A 24,261-nucleotide genomic window follows, 5' to 3' on the forward strand; every position below is an offset into this window, starting at 1 on the left:
AAGTTTGCCGCGGCGGCTTCAGCCCACGACCGTTACGAAGCTGTCGATCACCCGTTTTGTGCCGTGATCCTCGAACTGGATCTCCAGCTTGTTGCCTTCCTGATCGGTCACGCAGCCGGTGCCGAATTTGTCGTGGTGGACCATCGCGCCGATCGCGATGTCGCTGCGCGGTTTGGCGGCGAAGCTGGCGGCTGAACGATTGGGTTCGCGCAGACGCTGCTGTTTCGTGTCGTAGCCCGTCGCGATGGCGCGTTGCCATCCTGGGCCGCGTGCTTGCGCCCGGTCGGGTCGGTCACGGGCGACATGGGCAAAGGGATCGTCGTTCTCGCTCCAATTCGCCTGCCACAAGCTCTTGCCGCCGGTCATTGTGGTTTCCTGCTCGATATGCTCGTCGGGCAACTCTTCGATAAAGCGCGAGGGGATGGAGCTGATCCATTGTCCGTAGATCCGCCTGTTGGCGGCATGCAGGATCGTGCACTGCCGCCTGGCACGGGTGATCGCAACATAAGCGAGGCGCCGCTCTTCCTCGAGGCTGGCGAGCCCGCCTTCGTCGATCGCGCGTTGGCTTGGAAAGACGCCTTCTTCCCACCCGACGCAAAAGACATGGTCGAATTCGAGGCCTTTGGCGGCGTGGATCGTCATGATCGTGACCGTCTCTTCCTCGTCGCCCCGATCATTGTCCATTACCAAGCTGACGTGCTCGAGGAAATCGCCAAGCGTCTCGTATTCCTCCATCGCTCGCGCAAGTTCCGAGAGGTTCTCCGCCCGGCCTGCACTTTCGGCGCTGCGATCATTGGCGAGCATGTCGTTATAACCAGTCTCGTCGAGCACAAGACGGAGCAAATCCGATGGCGTCATCGCCTCTGCAGCTTCACGCCATGCGAAAAAATGCCGCATCAAGTCGCCAATAGTGTTTGCCGCGCGCTTGGGCAGTTCGTCGCTATCGGCAAGCTCCAGCGATGCCGCGGCGAGGGGGAGGCCGGTGCGGCGAGCGTGCTGGTGCATCTTTTCCAGCGTCTTCGCGCCAAGACCCCGCTTTGGCTGATTATAGATTCGCTCGAACGCCAGGTCATCCTGCGGCTGGGCGATGACGCGAAGGTAAGCGAGAGCGTCGCGGATTTCGGCACGCTCGTAAAAACGAAAACCGCCTATAATGCGGTAATTCACGCCAATCTGGATAAAGCGATCTTCGAATTCACGGGTCTGATACTGCGCGCGCACGAGGATCGCCACTTGGTCCAGCGGGGCGCCTTCGCCTTCGAGCCGCTCGATTTCCTCGCCGACACGCCGCGCTTCTTCGGGCGCGTCCCAAACGCCGATGACCTTGACCTTGTCGCCGCCATTGACCTCGGTCCAGAGTGTCTTTTCGTGCCTATCCGAGTTTGCCCGGATCAGGCCCGATGCCGCACCCAGAATGTGCGGGGTGGAGCGATAATTCTGTTCGAGCCGTACGACATGCGCGCCAGGGAAATCCGTTTCAAAGCGCAGGATATTGGCAACCTCTGCCCCGCGCCACGAATAGATCGACTGGTCATCATCGCCAACGACACAGATATTCTTGCGCGCCTGCGCAAGCAGTCTCAACCACAGATATTGAACCGCGTTCGTATCCTGATATTCGTCGACAAGGATGTATCGGAAGCGTTTCTGGTATTCCTCCAAGACATCGGTGTGCCGACGAAAGATGTTCAGCATGTGCAGCAGCAGGTCGCCGAAATCGCACGCATTCAGCGCTTTCAACCGATCCTGATAGAGCCGGTACATTGCCTGTCCGTGACCGTTGGCGTAGCTTTCGTTTTCGGTTGCATCCAGGTCATCGGGATTGAGTCCGCGGTTTTTCCAGCGGTCGATCAGCCCGGCCAGCTGGCGTGCGGGCCAGCGCTTTTCATCGATTTCATTGTCGGCGATGAGCTGTTTCAAAAGGCGGAGCTGATCGTCGGTGTCGATGATGGTGTAATTGCTCTGCAAACCTACCAGCTCGGCGTGGCGTCGCAGCATTTTCGCGCAGATCGAATGGAACGTCCCGAGCCACGGTATGCCTTCGGATTGCGCCCCGAGGTGACCTGCAACCCGTTCACGCATTTCGCGCGCGGCCTTGTTGGTAAAGGTCACGCACAGGATTTGACTTGGATAGGCCCGGCGTGTCGCGACGATATGAGCAAGGCGCGCGGTTAACGCAGCCGTCTTGCCAGTCCCTGCTCCGGCAAGCATCAAAACAGGCCCTTCGGTGGTGAGCACGGCCTGTTGCTGCGGCTGGTTCAGCTGTGCGGCGTAAGCCGGAATACCTGTGTCATCGGCGGACGGAGAGGGCGCGAAATCTGTCATCGGAATGGCCGAACAAGTAGGGAACGCAGGCACCTACGGCAAGCGCGCCTGACCGGTTTTCGACTGGCCGATGGTGATGCACGGTTCGTCCGTCCAGATCATTTTTTTGGAACCGACTCGCGCTTTTCTTCATTGGTCTCGCAAACGCAAACGAATTAGGAAGCTGAAAAACATGAAGAATTTTATCGCAACTGCTATCACTGCCGCCTCGCTTGCAACGCTGGGAGCCGCTGCGCCAACGCTCGCACAGAATGACGGCACGACCGCGAATGACGGATCGACCGAAGCTGAAACGCCAGTGATCGTTGAACGCAACAACAATGGCAAAGCCACCAAGGTTCGCATTTCGGACAAGGTCTATGATGTCTGCATGAATGGTGACCAGGATGACTGCATCAATCCGCGTGCAGCCGGTCTTGATTGGGGTAACCGTCCGCTCGATTACTGGCCGGGTAAGCCTGCCAGCAAGATGGACTAAGCCATCGCAAGACAGGGAATGACAAAGGGGCGGCTTCGGTCGCCCTTTTTTCGTGCATGCAGGAGATGCCGTCAGACCAATTTTCGATCTGTCCGATTTTGCCCACAGGTCTCGCCCGGCTGTGCGGGCAGTAAGGCGCATGCGCCGCGGAAGTCTTTCTAAAGCTTGGAGAACCGTTCACAAGAAGATCACCGAAGCGGAGGGGTGATCCCGGTTCGGACATGCACAATGCAGACCGCGTTCGTTAGCGCTTGGGAAAATCTTTAGGAGAAACCCATGCGAAGATCACATTACTATCTTGCCGGAGTGGCACTGGCGACATTTGGCCTGATAGTGGCTACCCCCACTACCGCACAGGAAGCGGGTCCGCCGCCGGGGGATGCGCCGATCGACCAGGTCGCCCCTGACACAGGCTCCGCCCCAACTCTCACGCCCGACCAGCAAGCCCAGTACGACGGATGGGAACCCGATCAGAAATTCGGATACGATTCCTGGCCGGCGGCGACGCAGGAATATTACTGGTCGCTGGCACCTGATGAGCAGATGCTGTTCTGGCGCCTCACGGACGAAGATAAGATCGCAATTACCGCAATGACCGGGCCCGAGCGTGACTCGGCTTGGGAAACAATCAAGAACAGCGCGCAAGGAAGCGGCGATAGCGCTGATGCAATGCCTCCACCTCCTTCAGGCGGCTGACAAGGTCGAGAAACTGGGCTGCCGATGACGGGAGGTCATTCGGGCGCAGCGTCCGGGTCGGTTATGCGAAGCAAGGTCAGCTTGCCTTTGCCGACCCGGCGTTCTGCGTCGATAGCCAAGCCTTTGACCTCGACGGTTTCATTGAAAGCTGTCTCTGTCGCAACCAATGTCGCAGGGCCGATCCATCCGAGCCGAAGTAGCCGATCCAGCGCAACCGCCGCAGCGCTAGTCTTGTAGGGTGGATCGAGCAAGATCAGGTCGTATGACTCGCGCGCGGCGCGCAAGTGCATTACCGACATGGCCTCAACATTGGTGCGGCTACGAGCATCCATTGCCGTGATGTTGGCGCGGATAGCATCGAGCGCTGCCCGATCGTGCTCGACGAACAAGCATTGCGCTGCGCCGCGCGAAAGTGCCTCCAGACCCAGCGCCCCGGAGCCTGCGAACAGGTCGGCGACGCGCAGATCTTCGAAACTGCCAATCCTGCTGGCCAACATCGAGAAGAGCGTTTCGCGCGCTCGGTCGGCAGTCGGACGGGTGGCGTCACCCTTTGGTGCTGAAAGCTTCCGCCCGCGCCATTCGCCTGCGATTATTCTCAAGAGAACGCGCCCCGTTTCATCGAGCTTACAAACCGGTCGAGGTCGCCCTTCCGAATGCGGGCTGCCTGGCCGCGGGGAAGGTCGCCAAGCTGGAATGGTCCATAAGCGGTGCGGATGAGCCGACTGACCTTGAGGTCGAGATATTCGAGGACACGCCGCACTTCGCGGTTCTTTCCTTCGGTAATCGTCATTTCGATCCAGTGGTTGCGGCCCGACGCGCGCTCCAGGTTCGCGTCGATCGAACCGTAGCGCACCCCTTCGATCTCAACCCCTTCGATCAACGCCTCAAGCTGTTCCTGCGTCACGTCACCAAAGGCGCGCGCGCGGTATGTGCGGGGAATACCTGTCGCGGGTAGTTCCATCTGGCGTTTCAGCCCCCCATCGTTGGTCAGCAGCAACAGCCCCTCAGTGTTGAGGTCAAGCCGTCCGATGGGCATCAGGCGCGGTGTGCCCTTTGGCAGGGAGTTAACGAGCGCCGCGTATATAGTTGGGCGACCTGCCATGTCGCGCTCCGCAGTGATTAAGCCAGTCGGTTTGTGGAAAGCGTAAAGCTGGGTCGGCTCCGGCCCGGCAACCGGCTTGCCATCGACACTCACGCCTTTGAGGCTTGTGAGAAAAGTCGCCGGCGTTTCTACTGGCTTGCCATGCAAGGTGATGCGGCCATCGGCGATCATGCGCTCGATCTCTCGGCGACTGGCCACGCCTGAGCGCGCGAGCAATTTGGCGATACGGTCGCCTTCAGGGCGGTCGTCGGACTGTTTCGGGTTGGTCGGCATGATGGCCGCCGCCTAGGCGCTCAGTGCGATCCCTGCAAGAAATCCTGCACCGTCTGGTCGAACCGTGCGATCCCGCCTTCCAATGTGCCGAGCGTGATTTTGCTTATTGCGCCGCTTTCGAGACCTTGCTGCCCGAGTTCCGCCGCGCGGAAATCTTCGCTGGCGAAAACGCCGCCATCCAAGAGAGTCCAACTGCGCTCCCAATGATCGCGCGCCTTGTCGGAAGCAGGAACTTCCGGGATCAGCATGAAATCCTCCACCAATGTGAGGTTATGCGCCTGAGGCATAAGTACCATCACGTTGATGTAGTCGGGTGAGGGGACGATTATCGTCGCAGGAAGCAATTGATAGGCGAAGGTTACGACTCTCCGCAATTCTTCCATATCGGTAAAGTCGACGTTCTCGACCTCCTCAAGCCGACCAACTGCTGAGCGCATGTGAGGCCCGACGCTGTCGCCGCTGGTAATCCCGTCCTTGAAGAACGGGCCGATCGTGTTCGCATGCAGCCGGGTCACATGATAGCTTTCGAGGAAAGCATCCATGATCAGCTTCCAATTGCCCTTCACCGTGTGGGTCTTGCGCCGAAACAGGTGGCTGCGGTCCATTCCGAACGCACCGAAATCGTCACCGAGTTTTTGCGCATCGCTGAAATCCGCGTCTTGCCGGGAGGCGAACCAGATCAGCCCGCCGGCCTCGCAGCTCGGCAATTCCTTCAGACCGAACTGGCTCTTGTCGAGATCGGGAAAGGTTTCGGGCCGGGGCAGACCGACAAGACCGCCATCGAGATTGTAGGTCCACGCGTGATAAGGGCAAACCAGTTTTGCTGCGCATTGGGTGTCATTGCCCTCGACCAGCCGAGTGCCGCGGTGCTGGCAGACGTTCAGGAACACATGCGCTGCTCCCGTCTTGTCACGAGTGATCAAGAGCGGGCGTCCGGTGGAATCGTGCGGCACGGCCATTCCGGGTTCGGGGAGCAGGGCTGAGGGGCAAAGCACTTGCGGCAGTCGTCCGAACAGCGCGGCTTTCTCTGCTTCGAAATGTGCCGGGTCTGTATAACGGCTCGCCGGGACGGTATCGATCCGGTCGGTCTCGCGCACGGCTCCTGTGCGAATGTTTTCGGCCAAGGCCAGCTGACCGTCCGTGGGACGCAGCTTTTCGGCACGATCAGCACTCTGATCTGTTGATGGCGTTGTGGGCGCGTTCATCGCAGCGTTCCTATTCCTCTCATCCGCAGCTAGTGTTGCAGAAAATCCGATGCGCTGAAAGGTCGTGAATGTCTCAGGCGAAAGCAGAAAAACCGGGCTGGGCGGAAGTCGCGCGCGCGATGGGTCAGCGCAAGACCGGGTTTATGGCGCTGTTCGGTTTCGCCAGCGGCCTTCCATTCTCGCTCTTTCTGGGCACTTTATATGCTTGGCTGAGCGAAGCCGAGGTCGATCTGGAGACGATGGGTGTCTTCTCGCTGATCGGGCTGGCCTACGCCTTTCAATTCATATGGTCGCCAATGGTGGACAAGGTCGATGTCCCCGCATTCCGCCGCTTGGGCAAACGCAAGCAGTGGATCGTGCCGATGCAACTGATCCTTGGCACGATCCTGGTCACTCTGAGCGTGCTCGAGCCGAAATCGCAGCTCGGGTGGTTCTCCTTGCTTGCAGGGATCGGCGCTCTTGCCAGCGCGACGCAGGATATCGCCATCAATGCCTGGCGCATCGACGTCGCCGATGAAAAGGCAACGCTCGATATCCTATCGACCGTCTACCAGATGGGATACCGGCTCGCTGCGCTTGTCGGCGGCGCGTTCGGCCTGATCATCGCCGCACGCATTGGCTGGCCCGAAACCTACATGCTGATGGGCGTCATCCTCCTAGCCATTGGCGCGGCCGGACTTTTTGCGCCGGATACGCAGCGCGAAGCCTCAAGTTCGATCGGTCCGAGCGCGGAGGATTTCGCGGAATTTTACAAGCCCGGCGAAGTGCGCGCTGATGTGCGCAACAAATTCCTTTGGCAGGTGATTGCGCTATGGGCGTGGGCGCTGCTGATCCTCGGCATCTTCATGGTGCGCGCGCTCGGGGGCTACGTTCCGATGCTGCCGGTCTACGAATTCGCCGTCTTTGGAAGCGAACGGGTGCTTGATTTCAACTGGGTGCTCGGCATGTTTCCGCTCGGGGCAGAGGGACGCCCGGATCCGACCGAATTCACCGCAAAAATGGGCCCGCTGATCATCGCGGCGACGATCATCCTCCCAGCCATCATCGCCGCACGGCTTCACAAACGTAAGAAAGACGGACGCGATGTGATTGCTGTGGGCGAAGACACTAGCGCGATGAGTTTCGGCATGCTGGACCATCTCTACCGCGCGCTGCTCGTGCCGCTGATCGAGTTCGTCGGGCGCCTTGGTTGGAGCCTTGTGCTGATCCTTGCATTGGTGCTGACATACCGCATTTGCGACGCGATCTGGGGCACGTTCGCCTATCCGTTCTATCTTGGCGAATTGAACTACACCAATGACGAGGTGGCTTTCGCATCGAAGTTCTTCGGCGTCGGCGCGATCATCGCGGGCCTGGCGTTGGGCGGGTATATGCTGACGGTTATGGGCCGTATGCTGACCCTGACGCTGGGTGCATTGCTCGCAGCGCTCACCAACCTGCTGTACGCCGATCTGGCGATTGGCGGATTGTACATGCAGGCGGCAAGCGATGCGGTCGGTTTCAGCGCGCTCATCAATTTCATTGCGCCCTTCGGATCCGAAGGGCTGCCGCGTCTGACCTTTACGATCATGTTCGAAAATCTCGCGATCGGAATCGCAGGTGCCGCCTATATCGCCTGGCTTTCTTCCATCGTATCAAAGAAATACGCCGCTGTGCAATATGCGCTGCTATCGTCGCTAACGCTGCTGATCGGTACGCTTGGACGCGGCGCGCTTGGCGAAATGATCGAGAATCAGGGCTATTTCGACGTGTTCGTGTTGACCACGTTTATCGGCCTGGTCGCTGTCATTCTCTGCCTAGCCGAGTGGATGCGCGAGAGCCGCTTCGGAGCGAAATCGGGCGTGGTCACTCCGGAGCCTTCTGCCCAGCCGGCGGAGTGATCAATCCGGGATCTCCCCGTTGAGGCGAAGAGCTTCACCTGCCAGGTAGAGCGAGCCTGCAATCAGGACAGGGTAATCGTCGGATGGCAAGTTGAGCAACGCCTCCTCCAGATCGCTCGCCGCCTTCGCGTCCGGCCCGAAAGCGCGTGCTGAATGCGCATCGTGGCCCGGTATGGGGACGATGGTTAAGCTCCGCACTCGGTCCCCGAGCGGATCAAGGAGCGCACGGGGGTTTTTGTTATCGAGCATTCCCACAATCAGGTGGCGTTCACCCGAAATGCTCTTGGCAATGGTGTCGCCAGCACTTGGATTGTGACCTCCATCGAGCGTAACGACCTTGTCGGGAACGAGCGCGGTCAGTGGACCTGCCGAAAGCTGCTGTAGCCGTCCGGGCCAGCGGGCACTCTCAACACCAGCAACGATCGCGCCTCCACTGACCGGCACCCTTGTCTGTGCGCGCAGCATCGCGGCAGCTAGACCCGCGTTCAACCGCTGATGGGGCCCAGCCAAGGCGGGCGCAGGCAAACTCAGCTCGCCAGTATCGTCTTCGTAATAACCGCTATTACAATCGGCATACCAGTGGCGGCGATACATTGATAACGGCGCACGGACGTCCATCGCAACGCGCTCTATCTCGCTGTCTGCGAGCGGTCCGTTTTCCAACGCGATCAGCGGCACGCCCCTTTTCGCTATCCCCGCCTTCTCGAAGGCGATCCGCGCCATCGGCTCTTTCGGCACACCTTCCTCGGGCGCGAGCAGGAAGCGTTCATGATCGATGCCCAGCGCCGCAATTCCGCAAGCGGCGAGGACTTCCGGCTCCAAGACATTGGTTGCATCCAACCTGCCGCCAAGGCCTACCTCGACGACGCAGACATCGGCTGGCACGCGCGCAAACTCGCTGAAGGCAGCGGCAATAGTGATTTCGAAGAAGCTGCAGCCAAGTCCTTCTGCAGCGTCGAACACCTCTTCAAGCAGTTCCGCAAGCCGTGCGTCCTCAATGAGTTTGCCGGCGATCCGGAACCGCTCATTGTAGCGCACGAGATGCGGCGAGGTGGTGACGTGGACGCAGTATCCCTCGGCCTCAAGCATCGCTCTGAGAAACGCGCAGGTCGAGCCTTTGCCGTTGGTTCCTGCGACATGAAAAACCGGCGGAAGCCGCTTATGAGGATCACCGAGGCGCGACAGCAATGTGCGGATCGCATCGAGCCCGAGCATATCGCGCTGAATACTCAGCCCGGCGAGCCGATCCAGCTGCGCCTGGACGCGTGGATCATCGGATTTGCCCATGTCTCTCATCGGGAGGACTGGCGTTCGGTCAGGCGGCTGCCCGCGGCTGAAGGTAGCTGATTACGCCAGCGAGCGCCTCCTTCAGCTCCTTGCGATGGACGACCATGTCGACCATGCCGTGCTTGTGCAGGTATTCCGCGCGCTGGAATCCTTCGGGAAGCTGCTCGCGTATGGTGTCCTGGATAACACGCTGACCCGCAAAGCCGATGAGCGCGCCGGGTTCGGCGATATGTATGTCGCCGAGCATCGCGTAGCTTGCCGTGACGCCGCCGGTCGTCGGGTCGGTCAGCACGACGATATAGGGAAGGCCTGCCGCCTTAAGACGCCGTGTCATGACGGTGGCGCGCGGCATCTGCATGAGGCTGAGGATACCTTCCTGCATTCGTGCGCCGCCCGCTGCGGTAACGACGATGTATGCGCATTTGCGGGTAAGGGCGCGCTCGGCACCGGCACAGAACGCCATACCGACGGCCATGCCCATCGATCCTCCCATAAAGCCGAAATCCTGCACGCCGACCACAGCTGGCCTGCCTTCGATGCTGCCAGATCCAACGCTAAAAGCGTCGTCGTGCGGGTTGTTGGCGCGGGCGGCTTTCAACCGGTCGGTATATTTCTTGCTGTCTTTGAATTTCAGAGGGTCTTCGGTCACCTGTGGCTGCGGCAGCACTTCGAAACCATCGTCCAACAGCATCGCGAGCCGATCATCCGCGCTCAATCGCCCATGATGTTCGCAGCGCGGACAGACGTGCAGATTGTCCTCGAATTCCTGTACGAAGAGCATTTCTTGGCAGGATTTGCACTTGATCCAGAGATCCTTTTCGGAGGTCTTTTTCTCCTCGCCAAAGCCGAGCGAATTGCGGACACGTGTGAACCAGTTCATCGTCTGTAATCCTTCATGAACGCGCAGCGGCCATGGCGCTGACCATCGAAGCCGTCAGTTCTTGTAACTTGGTCGGGGCGTCCTTGCCAAATTCGCCGACGAGCTCGACGAATGCTGATCCGACCACGACGCCGTCCGCCACCTTGGCAATTTCGGCCGCTTGCCCAGGCGTGCGCACGCCGAACCCGACCGCGACGGGCAAGTCGGTCGATTGTTTGATACGGCTGACATTGGCCTCAATGGACTCGATTGCAGCCTGTTGCTTGCCGGTGATACCGGCGACCGAGACGTAATAGAGGAAGCCTTCGCTGCCTTCGATCACGGCGGGAAGCCGCGCTGCGTCGGTTGTTGGAGTGGCGAGGCGGATCGGCGCAATACCCTCGGCGCGAAGGGCAGGTCCAAGCTCGCCGTCTTCTTCGGGGGGAATGTCGACGCAGATGATGCCATCGACGCCAGCGCCGCGTGCATGCTCGGCAAACCATTTGGCGCCGCGTCGGATCATCGGGTTGGCATAGCCCATCAGGACCAGCGGAATGTCCGGATGCCGCGCGCGGAATTCATTCGCGATCATCAGCACGGTCTGGGTGGTCGTTCCGGCAGCGAGCGATCGCAAGTTGGCGTTCTGGATGGCAGAGCCATCGGCCATCGGATCGGTGAAGGGCATACCCAGCTCGATCACATCCGCACCGCCTGCGACGAGCGCATCGAGATTGGCCGCCGTGTCCCCATCGCCAGCGGTGATGAAGGCGACGAAGGCGGGGTGGGGTTTGGAAAAGGCGGTTTGGAGGCGGGTCATTTGAACTTTCGAGAGAAAAGCACGCCGATCTTGGCCAGCGAGATCAGCCACAATGCTAGCAGAAAGGGCAGAACCAGGAACTCTGACCATGCTCCAAGGGTAGGCGTGCAATATCCTACGAAATTGTCGCCATCTGAGTTTTCGAGATAAGCGGGATAGCAACTGAGCCACTCAGTCAGGCCAGACTGAATGATCGCATTGCCCGAAAGTCCCAGAAGAAGAGTCGTCAAAAATAGTGGGTATGAGCCAAGCAGTCCAACCGGTTGCCCTCTCGCTTCGTTGTCGTGGATCAGCTCGATTCCATGCCAGAGCAGGGTCGGGACGGCGAAGATCACTACAGTCAGGAAGCTGCTGAATTCCGACCAGTATTGATATTCTAGACGACCATCCCACCCAAAGGGCCATGAAGCATCATAGAAAAGATCACGTGTGACCAGAAACAAGAAAAAGGCAAAGAATAAGAGGCCAACACTGAGTGCCGTTTCTGATCGCTTGATGTCGGGAGAGGCTTCCGCGAAGGTCACATCTCCACTCCCAGCTTTTCGGCCACGGTGAAGATGTCCTTGTCGCCGCGTCCGCACAGATTCATCAGAATGATCTCATCTTCAGTCATCTGTTTGGCGCGCTCAGCGACTGCGTGGAGTGCGTGACTCGGCTCTAGCGCCGGGATGATACCCTCAGTGCGGCAGAGTAGCTGAAAGCCTTCCAGTGCTTCCTTGTCGGTCACGGCGGTGTATTCGACCCGCCCGCTCTCTTTGAGCCAGGCATGTTCGGGGCCGATGCCGGGGTAGTCCAGGCCGGCGCTGATCGAATAGCCTTCGTTTATCTGACCATCCTCGTCTTGCAGCAGATAAGTCTTGTTGCCGTGAAGAATTCCGGGCGACCCGCCAAGCAGGCTTGCATTATGCGCGCCGGTCTCCAGTCCGTGTCCGGCAGCTTCCACTCCCAGCATCTTCACGTCCGTATCATCCAGAAAAGGGTGGAACAGGCCGAGTGCGTTCGACCCACCACCGATGCAAGCAACCAGCAGGTCGGGCAGCCTGCCAATACGATCGAGCATCTGCGCACGGGCCTCGGTACCGATCACACTTTGGAAGTCGCGCACGAGTTCTGGATAGGGATGCGGTCCAGCCGCGGTGCCGATGATGTAAAACGTGTCATGGACATTCGCGACCCAGTCACGCAGCGCATCGTTCATCGCATCCTTAAGCGTGCCTCGGCCGCTGGTGACGGGGACGACTTCGGCGCCGAGCAGCTTCATGCGGAAAACATTGGGCGACTGCCGCTCCACGTCCTCAGCGCCCATATAGACCACACAGGGCAGACCGAAACGCGCGCAAACAGTGGCGGTGGCGACGCCGTGCTGGCCTGCGCCGGTTTCGGCGATGATGCGGGTCTTGCCCATGCGGATCGCCAGCAGAATCTGGCCGATACAATTGTTGATCTTGTGCGCACCCGTGTGGTTGAGTTCGTCGCGCTTGAACCACACTTGCCCCCCGCCGAGTGCCTCGGTCAGTCGCTCCGCGAAATAGAGCGGGGAGGGGCGACCAACATAATGTTCCAGCAGGTCGTCAAACTCGGCCTGAAACGCAGGATCGGCCTTTGCTGCGCGGTATTCCCGCTCAAGATCCAAGATCAGGGGCATCAGCGTTTCGGCGACATAGCGTCCGCCGAATTCGCCGAAATGGCCGCGTTCATCTGGCTGGGTGCGGAAGGAATTCGGGGGTGTTTTGTTCATCTGGGCTCTCAAACTGAGCGCGCGGCTTTGCAGAACGCCGCAATCTTGTCCACGTCCTTCATGCCGGGCGAAATTTCCGTACCTGAGCAGACATCGACCATCGGTGCCTTTGTCAGGGATATCGCCTCAGCGACGTTCTGAGCGTGCAACCCACCTGCGAGCCCCCACGGAACACTCAAATTCACGTCGGCAAGCAGATTCCAATCGAACCGCAGACCCAACCCACCAGGCAACGCTCCCGGCGGCGTCTTTGCGTCGAATAGGATGAAATCAGCTGAACCCAGGTAGTCGGATGCGCGGCGCACATCCTCCTTCGTGGCGACCGCAATGGCTTTCCACACCTTGACGCCGTACCGCTCGCGAATCTCGGCGATCCGTTGAGGGCTTTCGCTGCCTTGCAATTGGAGGGCATCAAGCTTTGCGGTCGCAAATAGCTTATCGAGAAAATCGTCGCCCGGATTCACGATCAAGCCGACGCGCTGAATGCGTCCCTGCGCCTGAGTGATGAGGGCTGTAGCCTCTTCCAAAGAGAGGTTTCGCGGGCTCGGGGGATGAAAAATGAAACCGCCGAAATCAGCCTTTTCCGCGATGACAGCTTCCAACGCGTGCGCCTCACGGATGCCACAAATCTTGATCTGAACTGACATTTGGGTGCCCTAGAGCGTAGCCTCGATTGCACGAGCAGCCGCGACCGGGTCGTCTGCGCGGCTGATCGGCCGTCCGATAACCAGCACGCTGGCGCCGTCATCGCGGGCTTTCCGAGGCGTCACTACCCGTTTTTGGTCTCCGGTGCCGTTGCTGTTGGGGCGCAGGCCGGGGACGACAAAGAAACCGTCTTTCCATTGTTTGCGGACTTCGCCGACTTCCTGACCCGAGCATACAATCCCGTCGAGACCTGAGTCATGCGCGAGATCAGCGAGGCGCATGACATGATCATGCGGCGTTCCGCCAACGCCCGCCTGCGCCAGATCATTTTCATCAAGGCTGGTCAGCATCGTCACGCCAACGACTTTGCACCCCTCCGCTGCGGCGGCCTTGGCGTCTTCCATCATGGCCCTCCCACCGCTGGCATGAACGGTCACAATGGAAGGTTCGTACACGTGTACCGCCTGCATCGCTGCAGCGACGGTGTTAGGGATATCGTGGAATTTGAGGTCCAGGAAAATCGGCAGGCCCATATGCGCGATTTCATGCACCCCGTGCCCGCCATGCGCGCAGAAGAATTCAAGACCCAGTTTCACACCGCCGATATGCGCCTTGACCTTGTCCAGCAACGCTTTTGCAGGCTCGATCTGAGGCAGGTCGAGCGCGAGATAGACCGGATTGCTCATTGTTTGCTGTCATCCCCTTCGGCAGGGCCGAGAGTATCCCCAGCTAGTGCCGGGTTATCCCCCGGCTTTTCCACAGCCGGAGTCGCCGATGCGGCTGCTGGTGATGTCGAGGTCGGTTCGTGGCGTTTTGAAAGCGCGTTGGACTTCACCGAGTTTTCGAGGCTGCGGATGCGTCGATCGAGGCTCCATTTCACGCTGCGGTGATAGAGCCACATCGGCGCAAGACCGAGGAGGAAGGCAATGATGACTAATGCCGGGATGCGCGTTTCGAGGACGAGATTGTCCCACAGTGTCACTTCGACCGATTCCCAGTTGAAGAACGAAAACGTCAATATCGCAAACAGGATCAGGACCCAGACGATCGTGCGGACAATTTGCATGGGCGGCGCCCCTCCTTGTTCCCTTGCCGGAAGCCCCGAACCCTAAGGCTTTTGCCGCTCGAGTCTACCGGCAGCGAGGGTTGAGGCGATTGTGCTGGGGTTATCCAAATACCCGGTCAAAGATCGTGTCGACATGTTTGAAGTGGTAATCGAGGTCGAATTTCTCTTCGAGCTCGGCCTCCGATAACGCAGCGATCACGTCTTCGTCGGCTTTGAGCAATTCAAGCAGCGAGACTTTTCCTGAAGACTCCCACACCTTCATCGCGTTGCGCTGGACAAGCCGATATGCGTCCTCGCGACTTACGCCCGCTTGCGTTAGCGCAAGTAGAACGCGCTGCGAGTGGACCAGTCCACCCATCGCATCGAGATTGGCCTGCATCCTCTCGGGATAAACGAGGAGTTTCTCCACGACACCGGTCAGGCGCGCGAGTGCGAAATCGAGAGTGATTGTCGCGTCCGGCCCGATGAAGCGTTCGACCGACGAATGCGAAATGTCGCGTTCATGCCAGAGAGCGACGTTTTCGAGCGCGGGCAGCGCGTAGGCTCGGATCATTCGGGCCTGACCAGTGAGGTTCTCGGTCAGGATCGGGTTGCGCTTATGCGGCATTGCCGATGATCCCTTTTGGCCCGGAGAAAAATATTCCTCCGCCTCGAGTACTTCGGTGCGTTGGAGGTGCCGGATTTCGACGGCCAGCCGCTCGATCGACCCGGCGATGACCGCGAGCGTCGCAAAATACATTGCGTGCCGGTCACGCGGGATCACCTGTGTGCTGACGGGTTCGGGCGTCAGCCCAAGCTGTTCCGCCACATAGGCTTCGACCTCCGGATCAATATTCGCGAAAGTGCCAACCGCACCAGAAACCGCACAAGTCGCGATCTCGGCGCGAGCTGCGACAAGCCGGTCGCGGGACCGCGAAAACTCGGCATAGGCTTGTGCAAGCTTAAGTCCGAAAGTGACGGGTTCGGCGTGAATTCCGTGGCTGCGGCCTATCGTGGGTGTGTATTTGTGCTCTTCAGCGCGAGATTTGATGGCGGCCAGCAGCGCATCGAGATCTTCAAGCAGAATGTCGGTTGCCCGTGCCAATTGCACCGATAGAGTGGTGTCGAGCACGTCCGACGATGTCATGCCCTGGTGCATGAAGCGCGCCTCATCGCCGACCTGCTCGGCCACCCAGGTCAGGAACGCGATCACGTCATGCTTGGTCACCGCTTCGATCGCATCGATAGCCTCGACATCGATCTTGGGCTCGGTCGCCCACCAATCCCAAAGAGCCTTGCCCGCGCTTTCTGGCACGACGCCCATTGTGCCGAGCTTTTGCGTCGCATGCGCTTCTATCTCGAACCAGATGCGGAATTTCGCCTCCGGCTCCCACAGAGCAGACATGGCGGGACGGGCATAACGCGGGACCATCGTGGAATTCCTCGGTCAGAACATGAAAGCGGGTTCGAAGGCGCGGCTATTGCCAGACCGCCGACTTGGCAAGGGTGTGCAAACAGGCTGTAACCAATTCCGGACGCACGCGAACCTGCGTGTAGGAGGAAATTGATGATGGCAAGCACGGCACAGGCGGCTGGGCACGGCAATCCGGGTTCGGGCGATCCGGGCAAGGGGCGCGAGTTATTGCAGGAGGAGCGGCTGTCGCCCTTCGTCCGCGTAACCTTGCGCCGATGGGCGAAGTGGTATTCCGGCGGAGCGGAGTTGTTCTGGCCGTTCACCGACCTGGCCATCCGGTTCTTTGTTGCTTTCTGGTTCTTGCGTTCGGGCTTGGTCAAAGCGAGTGACTGGGACACGGCGCTCTACCTTGCCGCAAACGAATATCCCGTGAGTTGGATGGGCCCGATGGAGGCCGCAGCGACAGGGCTAACGATCGAGATCGTTGGGCCGATATTGTTGCTTGCAGGGTTCTTCACTCGCCCGGCAGCTCTCGCGATGGCCGCGCTGACCATAATCAGCCAGGCAGTCTACGTACCGACGACCAGTAACCTGATGGTGGCTGCCATATTGATTTGGTACGTGGCGCACGGTCCAGCGGCGTTTTCGCTCGACCGAGTGCTTTCGTCCGGGCTTAAGCAGAGCGCTATGCCGCTCGCCCGGCCAACGATCATCGTCGGAGAATGGTTGCGCGACAATATCGCTCCTGTCGCCATGATGGTGACGCGCATCTGGCTGGCTGCAAGCTTGTTCGCGTACGCGGATCTGTACGAACCTTCGATCGCGCTGGCCACCTGGTTGCCAACCAGCATCTTTACCGGAATGCCGGATTGGCTCGCGGTGACTTTCGGCGTGCTGGTTCTGGTAGGGTTTGCCGCGAGTTTCGTATCCTACGCGCTCGTCATCGTGATCGGTTTCACTATGATTGCCGGCGCGCACCCCAACGTGACGCTGTTTCCGTTCCTTTTGCTGGCGATCTACGAAGCGCGAGGAGCAGGGAGCATATCGCTTGATAGGCTCATAGGTGCATGGATGGAGCGCAACATCTTGTTCGACCGGGATTATTCCGAGATTCCGGCCGACTGGCCGCACATCGTCGTCATCGGCGCAGGCTTCGGCGGGCTTGCAGCTGTGGAGCGGCTCAAGCGCTTGCCAGTGCGCATTACGCTTATCGACAAGCGGAATTACCATTTGTTCCAGCCGCTGCTCTATCAGATCGCCACTGCAACACTAAATCCGGCCGATATCGCCACTCCGATCCGCAGCCTTTTCCGCGCGGATGGCAATGTCCGCGTGCTAAAAGGCGAAGTGAGCGCCGTCGACGCGGAGGCGAAGACGATTTCTTACGGCGAAAACCAGACCTTGCAATTCGACAAGCTGGTGCTCGCGACAGGAGCGACGCATAGCTATTTCGGCAAAGACGAGTGGGGCGCATTCGCTCCCGGACTAAAAACTATCGAGGACGGTGTGGCAGTGCGCGCCTCCATTCTCAATGCCTTTGAACAAGCAGAAGCCTGCGACGACCCCGAAAAGATCGAGCGCTTGCTCACCTTCGTAATTGTCGGGGCCGGGCCGACCGGCGTCGAACTCGCTGGGGCGATTGCCGAGCTTGCACGGATCAACGTTGCACGCGAATTCCGGACTGTCGATCCGGCGACGGCGCGCGTGATTCTTGTCCAGGCAGGTGATCGGATCCTCCCGGCCTTTCCGGAAGAGCTGTCGGCCAAAGCGGCGAGCTCGCTCGAAGAACTCGGAGTGGAAATACGAACCGACTGCCGCGTCACCGATATTGCGAAAGAGCATGTGCAGATCGGAGACGATGGACGTATCGATACAGAAACGGTCCTGTGGGCGGCTGGCGTCACAGCTTCTCCTGCCGCCGCTTGGCTCGGCGCCGAAGCCGACCAATCGGGACGTATCCAGGTCAATGGCTATCTGCGTGTGAAGGGAAGGGACGGTGTTCTCGACGACATATTCGCGATTGGCGACACGGCAGGCAGCAATGCGTGGAATGGCAATCCCGTTCCGGGTCTTGCACCTGCAGCAAAGCAGGCTGGTGCGTATGTTTCCCGCGTGGTGGAGGCCGAGCTGCTCGACGTCGAATGCCCGGGACCCTTCGCTTACAAGCATCAGGGGAGTCTTGCGACGATTGGCCGTAAGTCCGCGGTCGCGGATTTCGGATCGCTCAAGCTGTCGGGCAACGCTGCGTGGTGGCTGTGGGGCATCGTCCATGTCGGCTTCCTTACCGGCATGCGAAACCGTGTGACGGTCGTCGTCAACTGGATGTGGAATTTCTTCGCTCAACACTCCGGCGTGCGTCTGATAACAGAGAAGCAGGTCTGACCTAAATCAGACCCTTGGTCCGTAAGCTTACATGACCTTCTCGCCCGACGATCACATGATCATGGACCGTCACGCCGAGTAGCCTGCCGGCCTCAGCGATCTTCTGCGTGATCTGGATATCTGCCCGGCTGGGCTCCGGATTACCGCTGGGGTGGTTGTGGACAAGGATCAGCGCGCTCGCACCAACATCCATCGCCCGCCGGATGACCTCGCGCGGATGGATCGCGGCCTCGTCGATCGACCCGTCTCCGACATGATGGTCGTCGATCAAACGGTTCTTCGCGTCGAGATAAAGCACACGAACGCGCTCTACGGTGAGGTGCGCCATATCTATCGCGAGGTAATCGAGGAGCGCCTGCCAGCTTGACAGCACCGGCTTTTGCAAAACCTCGCTCCGAGCCATGCGCCGCGCGGCTATGGCCACGCTTTTCAACGCGGCCGCGCTGGTTCCGCCCACGCCTTTCACCCTTTGGAGAGCCTTTGGATCGGCATTGAGCACGGCGGCGAGCGATCCGAATTGCTTTAGCAGGGCTTTGGCTACCGGCTTGGTATCTCCCTGCCGCATGCCCGCAAACAAAAGGTATTCCAGCACCTCATAATCGGCGAGCGCTTCGTTGCCGCCTTTTAGCATTCGTTCGCGCAGACGCGCGCGGTGCCCAATTCCGGCCTGCTTACCCGAATCGGAAAGCGGCGCGATTTTGGAAGCGCCCGCCTGACCGAAGTCGAACCCATCGTCAGCTTCTGGCAAGCTGCCCCCTCATAGCCATGTAAATCAGAACTCGCTTGGTCCTTCCAAGGAACTTCATTGCCTTTACATGGCGATACGCGCAAGTGGTGCAAACGATGGTCGCAGCCGATCTGCCTTCTGATACCAGCGAAGCCGCAATCGGCTCACGGCGCCGCCTTTGGCCAAGTCGCTGGCGTTGGCGAATCAGCCTTACCTTGTTGATTATCATCATGATTGGGTTTGCCGCCGCTTGGTTCGCGCGTGAACGTATTGCTGGCAATGTCATCGATGACCTGCTCACAAGTTATGATCTCGAGGCCACATACGACATCGTCTCAATCGATCCCCAGAGACAGGTGATCGCCAATCTGGTGGTGGGCGATCCGGATGCCCCCGACCTCACCGCAGAAGAAGTGACGATCAATCTCGACTATGGCCTTCGGACACCGACTGTCGAGGGTGTCGAATTGGTCCGCCCCCGTCTTTTCGGTACATATTTCGACGGCGAGCTCAGTTTTGGTGAGCTTGATCCGCTTGTCTTTGCGGAAAGCGAAGAGCCCGCAGGATTGCCCGAAATCGATCTTTCAGTTGTCGACGGGCGTGCTCTGATCGAGAGCGATTACGGGGCGGTTGCCGTAAAACTCGACGGCAGTGGTCCGCTGGAAGATGGGTTTATTGGTACACTTGCGGCGACAGCGCCGGGAATTGGCAATGAAAAGTGCATGGCCGACACTGCCACGATCTTCGGCGAGATCGGTACAGAGGGCGGGGAGGCAACGTTTGACGGGCCGCTCCGTCTCGGGCGCATTGAGTGCGATGGTGTCGCAGTCGAATCTGCAGATATCGGAGCCGAATTCGCTGTCGCAGGCGATTTTTCGGCAATCGATGGCACCGCCAGTCTCGCCGTGTCAGACACCGAATACGAAGGCTACTCGCTGGCCCGGTTTGCAGGGAGCCTTGGCATCCAATGGGATGCGGACGGTCTCAATGTCAGGCACGATCTTAGTGGCGAGCAATTTGCTTCCCCTTATGGTGATATCGGAGAACTTGAGGCAGCAGGGACGCTGCGCAGCAATGCCGACTTTGCTCGCACTGAATGGAACGCCGATATCGCTGGTAACGAACTTGCGCTGGCGAACGGAACGAAGGGAGCGCTCAATGGCGCCAGATCGTCTTCGGAAGGTACGTTAATCGCACCGCTGCTTCAGAAGTTCGAGCGGAACTTCACCCGTGCTGCCACTGGCGGCGGATTTGCCGCCGATGTGACGGTGCGAACGACGCCCTCCGGCACCGCGATAGTTGTCCCCGAAGCGCGCCTCAGGAGCGCTTCGGGAGAATCGATCCTCGCACTGTCGCGCCTAAATTGGTCGAACGATAAGGGTCGCAGCAAGCTGACCGGGAATTTCATAACGGGCGGGGCAGGATTACCCCAAATCAATGGCCGAATGGAGCGCGCCGGAAGCGGTGCGTCTACATTGCGAATGACCATGTCCGAATACGCCGCCGGGCCGAACCGCCTTGCAATTCCGCGGTTGCAGGTTCGGCAAGAGCCAGACGGATCGATCGATTTCAACGGAACATTGGCGGCCAGCGGGGACATCCCCGGCGGTTCGGTTGATGGCCTGCGGTTGCCGGTCTCCGGCGCATGGAACGATCGCCGCGGCCTGAGTGTCGGCCGCAGATGCAGCGAGATTCGGTTCGATGCGCTTGAGATCTACAGTCTCTCTTTGCGCGGACAGTCGCTTGTGCTGTGCCCACGATCCGGGGGCGCAATGGTCCGCTACGACGACGCGCTCAAGATCGATGCGGCCACGCGCGGTATCGCGCTCAACGGTCAGCTTGGCGATTCGCCGGCGTCGGTGACAGCAGCTAGTGCTGTATTCACGTACCCCGGTGGCTTCGGCCTGTCGGGCTTGCAGGCGACGATCGGGGAAGAAGGCAGCGCCGTCCGTCTCACGGCCGACGAAGTGGCTGGCGATCTCGGCGATGACCTTGGCGGCGTGTTCTCAGGTGCCACCGCCAAGCTCGATCTCGTCCCGCTCGACCTGTCCGATCTAAGCGGCCGATGGGCTTACCGTGATGACGCGCTCATTATCGACGAAGGAGAATTCCGGCTCACGGAAAGGATCGAAGGCGATGCGAGATTCGAACCGCTGGTTTCGCGTGATGCCACGCTCATCCTCAAAGACAGCCGGATCGATGCCCGGACGCGGCTTCTGCATCCTGGAACCGGCCGCCTGGTGACGATTGTCGATCTTGATCACGATCTGAACAGCGGGATCGGGCAGGCTGTTATCGATGTGCCCGGGGTCGAATTCGATGAAAACCTCAGCCCGGAAGATCTTACCTACCTTGCCAAGGGTGTGATCGCTTTTGCGGATGGCACGGTAAGCGGGGAAGGGCTGATCAGCTGGAACGGCAGCGACATTACCAGCACCGGCTCATTCGGAACGGATGACCTCGATCTTGCCGCCGCGTTTGGGCCAGTTGACGGGCTCAGCGGAACGATTGAATTTACCGACCTCTTGGGCCTGACCACGGCTCCCGACCAGACGCTAAGCATAGGCTCGGTCAATCCAGGTATAGAAGTGCTTGCTGGCGAGCTGCGCTTTTCCGTGACCGATGGAGAGGTCATCGCCGTGAATGACGCGCGCTGGCCTTTCATGGGCGGGACATTGATCCTGCGCCCGGTGACGCTGAACTATGGGGCGCCCGGTTCACAAAGCTATGTGTTCGAAATGATCGCTCTCGAGGCGGCAGCCTTCATCGCGCAGATGGAGCTGACCAACCTCGACGCCGAGGGCACGTTCGATGGCACGATTCCGATAACCTTCGATGATGAGGGTAACGGGACGATTACCGGCGGGCTGCTGATATCAAGGCCACCAGGCGGCAATGTGTCTTATGTTGGCGATCTGACTTACGAAGATCTGGGGGCAATGGCCAATTACGCGTTCCAGTCGCTCCGCTCGCTTGATTTCCAGCAAATGAGCATTGCGCTCGACGGGAATGTCGCTGGAGAGATCATAACCAAATTCCAGATAGACGGGGTACGCCAGGGTGCGGGCGCATCAAAGAACTTTGTAACGCGCCGCCTCGCCAAATTGCCCATCCGCTTCAACATCAACGTTCGTTCCGAGAATTTCTCGCAGCTGGCTCTGATCGCGCGCGGTTGGTCGGATCCCACGGCCTTCGCAGAAGGTTTCGAAGAACGCCTATTGGGGCAGGGCAGCCTTGAAATCGTCGATCGCACCAGCGAACCGGTTCCCGGACCCGAGATACCCGAACCCGGCGATGCGCCGAATACCGATGCCCGGCGGGCCGATGAATCGCCCGTTCAACCTCCAGAAAGCGAGGATAAGCCATGAATGACACGAAATTGACCGGAATCCGTAGTCCTGCCAAAAGCAATCCTCATCAGGGTATAGCTTCTGGGGCGAAGAAGGTGATGGTCAAAACCGGATTGTTGGTCGCGGGCGCGGCGATGCTGAATGGTTGCATCAATGTTTCTGCACCTGAAGAGCCGATCGTGATCGAGCTCAATATCAACATCCGGGCCGAAGTGCTTTACCGGCTGGCTGAGGACGCCGCCAACACGGTCGATGAGAACGCCGATATTTTTTAATCGGCAATTTTCGGACCATGCCAAGGGGTAAGATTACGATGAGTAAGATGCGAAATCTCGTTTTAACTGCGGCGGCCGGAGTTGCCGCGGTCACTGCTTTGGCTGTGCCGACGGCGGCGCAGCGCGACCCAGCTTACGAGGCCGCGCGCGCCAATGGCAGTGTTGGTGAGAAAATGGATGGATATCTTGGGATCGTCGGATCGGCGACGCCCGATCTCCAGCGGCTCGTCAACGATATCAATATCAAACGCCGTGCCGTTTACGCGCGCAAGGCGCAGCAGAACAACGCTACGCTCGAAGAATATGCGCTCACCGCCGGTTGTGAGGCAATTTCGCGCACGGTTCCGGGTGAAAAATATCAGGCGCCCGATGGAAGCTGGCAGACCCGCACAAGCTCCCCACCGCAGCGTGATCCGCGCTGTCCGTAACGGCAACGGTTAAGCGCGAGCCCTTGCCGACGTTTTCGCAAGGGATCGTGCGTCAAATACAAGCGGGCCACGGTTGACTTGGATATGCCCCCCTTCTAAGGGAGCGTCGCCCTTGGCGGGCACTTCTATGCGTGTGCCTCGCAACCCCTAATTGGAAGCAGGCATGAGCGACGAAAAGCCCGCACGAGAATCCATCGCAGAGGATGCGCGGATCGATGCGCTCGAAAGTCGGCTTAAAGCCGCACGCGAGCGCGAAGATGAACGCAACCGGCCGAAGGTCAAAGGGGCTGATGCGAATTATCGCAGCGGCAACCGGGTGCTGGCGGATCTGCTTGGTGGAATCTTTGGAGGCATGGTCATTGGCTGGGCGTTCGACGCGCTGGTCGGTACTTTGCCATGGGGTCTGTTGGTCGGTCTGTTCGTAGGGATAGGCGTGGCCTTCAGGAACATTATTCGAGCGGCGAATGCGCGTCCTGACGATCCGGAATAGGATCGCGAAAAAGGGCGCGTTTCGCATAAGGTATTAGGGACCGACAGACAGTGGCAGCCGAACAGGGCAAAGTCGATCCGATGAAACAGTTCCTGATCGAGCCGCTTTTCGGCTCGGCCAACTGGGAACTGGCGGGTTTCAACATCGCGTTCACCAATTCCGCGCTGTGGATGGCCATCACGGTCATCCTGCTGTGGGCGTTTGTCGCCGGCGGCATGAAGCGCGAGCTGGTGCCCGGGCGCTGGCAAATGGCGGTGGAAAGCTTCACTGGCTTTATCGACGACATGCTGGAAGCTAACGTGGGCAAGGAAGGGCGCAAATATGTGTCCTACATCTTCAGCCTCTTCATGTTCATCCTATTCGCAAACCTGCTGGGCCTGCTGCCGATCGGCGTGTTGGGGCTCCACCCGTTCACCTTTACGAGCCATTTCACTGTGACCGGCGTCCTCGCCGTCATCAGCTTTTCGATCGTCCTTGTTGTCGGTTTCTGGAAGCATGGCATCAAATTCTTCACCCTGTTCGTGCCGCACGGTACGCCGGTGCCGATGATCCTCCCGATCGCGCTGATTGAATTCTTCTCGTTCATGATCCGGCCATTCAGCCTCGCGCTGCGTCTGTTCGTCGCCATGATGGCAGGACACGTCCTGCTAAAGGTGCTGTCGAGCTTTGTTATCGACGGATTGAATGCAGGTGTCGGAACCAGCCTGATCGTTGCGATCCCCAGCTTCGCCCTGATGATCGCCATCAGCGCGCTGGAAATCCTTGTCGCAGGCATTCAGGCCTACGTTTTTGCATTGCTCACGTCGCTGTACATCAATGACGCCGAGCATCTTCACTGATCCTAT

Annotated in this window: 23 protein-coding genes; 9 read left to right on the top strand and 14 right to left on the bottom strand. The window is 59.3% G+C overall.

Annotation, left to right across the window (positions count from 1 at the left end):
* Window positions 1-18: 18 nt before the first annotated feature.
* Complete coding sequence (locus KCG45_RS11475; protein WP_218317344.1) at window positions 19-2,325, bottom strand: ATP-dependent helicase; 2,307 nt, start codon at window positions 2,323-2,325, stop codon at window positions 19-21.
* A 172-nt stretch (window positions 2,326-2,497) separates the two neighbouring features.
* On the opposite strand from KCG45_RS11475, the gene KCG45_RS11480 reads away from it, so the two are divergent.
* Together KCG45_RS11480 and KCG45_RS11485 are read left to right on the top strand one after the other, a co-directional pair.
* Window positions 2,498-2,803 carry a hypothetical protein gene (locus KCG45_RS11480; RefSeq protein WP_218317345.1) on the top strand — a complete coding sequence of 102 codons (306 nt, stop codon included), beginning with the start codon at window positions 2,498-2,500 and terminating at the stop codon, window positions 2,801-2,803.
* A gap of 276 nt (window positions 2,804-3,079) precedes the next feature.
* Window positions 3,080-3,499: a hypothetical protein gene (locus tag KCG45_RS11485; RefSeq protein ID WP_218317346.1), complete on the top strand. Its 420-nt coding sequence runs from the start codon at window positions 3,080-3,082 to the stop codon at window positions 3,497-3,499.
* A gap of 35 nt (window positions 3,500-3,534) precedes the next feature.
* On the opposite strand, the gene rsmD is transcribed toward KCG45_RS11485, so the two are convergent.
* From rsmD to KCG45_RS11500, 3 genes are read right to left on the bottom strand one after another with little or no spacing between them, the layout of a single operon-like run.
* On the bottom strand, window positions 3,535-4,098 hold the full coding sequence (rsmD, locus tag KCG45_RS11490; protein ID WP_218317347.1) for a 16S rRNA (guanine(966)-N(2))-methyltransferase RsmD: 564 nt from the start codon (window positions 4,096-4,098) through the stop codon (window positions 3,535-3,537).
* Complete coding sequence (locus tag KCG45_RS11495; RefSeq protein ID WP_218317348.1) at window positions 4,095-4,874, bottom strand: pseudouridine synthase; 780 nt, start codon at window positions 4,872-4,874, stop codon at window positions 4,095-4,097. Before KCG45_RS11495 ends, rsmD begins: the two co-directional genes overlap by 4 nt.
* Window positions 4,875-4,894: 20 nt before the next feature.
* A complete protein-coding gene (locus KCG45_RS11500; protein WP_218317349.1) occupies window positions 4,895-6,079 on the bottom strand; it encodes an aromatic ring-hydroxylating oxygenase subunit alpha in 1,185 nt (394 codons plus the stop codon).
* A gap of 68 nt (window positions 6,080-6,147) precedes the next feature.
* On the opposite strand from KCG45_RS11500, the gene KCG45_RS11505 reads away from it, so the two are divergent.
* Window positions 6,148-7,959 carry an AmpG family muropeptide MFS transporter gene (locus KCG45_RS11505; RefSeq protein ID WP_218317350.1) on the top strand — a complete coding sequence of 604 codons (1,812 nt, stop codon included), beginning with the start codon at window positions 6,148-6,150 and terminating at the stop codon, window positions 7,957-7,959.
* On the opposite strand, the gene KCG45_RS11510 is transcribed toward KCG45_RS11505, so the two are convergent.
* From KCG45_RS11510 to purB, 9 genes are all read right to left on the bottom strand, one after another.
* On the bottom strand, window positions 7,960-9,255 hold the full coding sequence (locus KCG45_RS11510; RefSeq protein WP_218317351.1) for a bifunctional folylpolyglutamate synthase/dihydrofolate synthase: 1,296 nt from the start codon (window positions 9,253-9,255) through the stop codon (window positions 7,960-7,962).
* Between the two features lie 19 nt (window positions 9,256-9,274).
* A complete protein-coding gene (gene accD / locus KCG45_RS11515) occupies window positions 9,275-10,126 on the bottom strand; it encodes an acetyl-CoA carboxylase, carboxyltransferase subunit beta (RefSeq protein WP_218317352.1) in 852 nt (283 codons plus the stop codon).
* A gap of 13 nt (window positions 10,127-10,139) precedes the next feature.
* A complete protein-coding gene (gene trpA, locus KCG45_RS11520; RefSeq protein WP_218317353.1) occupies window positions 10,140-10,922 on the bottom strand; it encodes a tryptophan synthase subunit alpha in 783 nt (260 codons plus the stop codon).
* Window positions 10,919-11,446 (bottom strand): hypothetical protein, encoded by a 528-nt coding sequence (locus tag KCG45_RS11525; protein WP_218317354.1) that lies wholly within the window; start codon window positions 11,444-11,446, stop codon window positions 10,919-10,921. The genes trpA and KCG45_RS11525 overlap by 4 nt, the downstream gene beginning before the upstream one ends.
* Window positions 11,443-12,660 (bottom strand): tryptophan synthase subunit beta, encoded by a 1,218-nt coding sequence (gene trpB, locus KCG45_RS11530; protein WP_218317355.1) that lies wholly within the window; start codon window positions 12,658-12,660, stop codon window positions 11,443-11,445. Before trpB ends, KCG45_RS11525 begins: the two co-directional genes overlap by 4 nt.
* Before the next feature lie 8 nt (window positions 12,661-12,668).
* A complete protein-coding gene (locus KCG45_RS11535) occupies window positions 12,669-13,307 on the bottom strand; it encodes a phosphoribosylanthranilate isomerase (protein ID WP_218317356.1) in 639 nt (212 codons plus the stop codon).
* Between the two features lie 9 nt (window positions 13,308-13,316).
* Window positions 13,317-13,991, bottom strand: coding sequence for an orotidine-5'-phosphate decarboxylase (gene pyrF, locus KCG45_RS11540; protein ID WP_218317357.1), 675 nt, complete (start codon window positions 13,989-13,991; stop codon window positions 13,317-13,319).
* A complete protein-coding gene (locus tag KCG45_RS11545) occupies window positions 13,988-14,371 on the bottom strand; it encodes a hypothetical protein (protein ID WP_218317358.1) in 384 nt (127 codons plus the stop codon). The genes pyrF and KCG45_RS11545 overlap by 4 nt, the downstream gene beginning before the upstream one ends.
* Window positions 14,372-14,471: 100 nt before the next feature.
* Window positions 14,472-15,782, bottom strand: coding sequence for an adenylosuccinate lyase (purB, locus tag KCG45_RS11550; RefSeq protein ID WP_218317359.1), 1,311 nt, complete (start codon window positions 15,780-15,782; stop codon window positions 14,472-14,474).
* 135 nt (window positions 15,783-15,917) lie between these two features.
* Here purB and KCG45_RS11555 point away from each other — a divergent pair, with 135 nt between their 5' ends.
* Window positions 15,918-18,146 carry an FAD-dependent oxidoreductase gene (locus KCG45_RS11555; RefSeq protein ID WP_218317360.1) on the top strand — a complete coding sequence of 743 codons (2,229 nt, stop codon included), beginning with the start codon at window positions 15,918-15,920 and terminating at the stop codon, window positions 18,144-18,146.
* A gap of 1 nt (window position 18,147) precedes the next feature.
* Here the strand turns inward: KCG45_RS11555 and radC are convergent, their stop codons facing one another.
* Window positions 18,148-18,843 carry a RadC family protein gene (gene radC, locus KCG45_RS11560; RefSeq protein ID WP_369410790.1) on the bottom strand — a complete coding sequence of 232 codons (696 nt, stop codon included), beginning with the start codon at window positions 18,841-18,843 and terminating at the stop codon, window positions 18,148-18,150.
* Between the two features lie 260 nt (window positions 18,844-19,103).
* Between radC and KCG45_RS11565 the strand changes: the two genes are divergently transcribed.
* The 5 genes from KCG45_RS11565 (at window position 19,104) to KCG45_RS11585 (ending at window position 24,255) form a co-directional block, all read left to right on the top strand.
* Window positions 19,104-22,241, top strand: coding sequence for an intermembrane phospholipid transport protein YdbH family protein (locus tag KCG45_RS11565; protein ID WP_218317361.1), 3,138 nt, complete (start codon window positions 19,104-19,106; stop codon window positions 22,239-22,241).
* Entirely contained in the window at window positions 22,238-22,498 is a 261-nt protein-coding gene (locus tag KCG45_RS11570; protein WP_255548146.1) for a YnbE family lipoprotein, read from the top strand. The genes KCG45_RS11565 and KCG45_RS11570 overlap by 4 nt, the downstream gene beginning before the upstream one ends.
* Window positions 22,499-22,536: 38 nt before the next feature.
* Window positions 22,537-22,926, top strand: coding sequence for a YdbL family probable chaperone protein (locus KCG45_RS11575; RefSeq protein WP_218317362.1), 390 nt, complete (start codon window positions 22,537-22,539; stop codon window positions 22,924-22,926).
* 163 nt (window positions 22,927-23,089) lie between these two features.
* The gene (locus tag KCG45_RS11580) at window positions 23,090-23,416 is read left to right on the top strand and encodes an AtpZ/AtpI family protein (protein ID WP_218317363.1); all 327 of its coding nucleotides are present in this window, start codon (window positions 23,090-23,092) and stop codon (window positions 23,414-23,416) included.
* An 80-nt stretch (window positions 23,417-23,496) separates the two neighbouring features.
* Window positions 23,497-24,255, top strand: a complete 759-nt coding sequence (locus tag KCG45_RS11585) for a F0F1 ATP synthase subunit A (RefSeq protein ID WP_218317667.1) — start codon at window positions 23,497-23,499, stop codon at window positions 24,253-24,255.
* Window positions 24,256-24,261: the final 6 nt, after the last annotated feature.

Origin of the sequence: Erythrobacter ani (assembly GCF_019204025.1) — a bacterium.
Lineage (GTDB): Bacteria > Pseudomonadota > Alphaproteobacteria > Sphingomonadales > Sphingomonadaceae > Erythrobacter > Erythrobacter ani.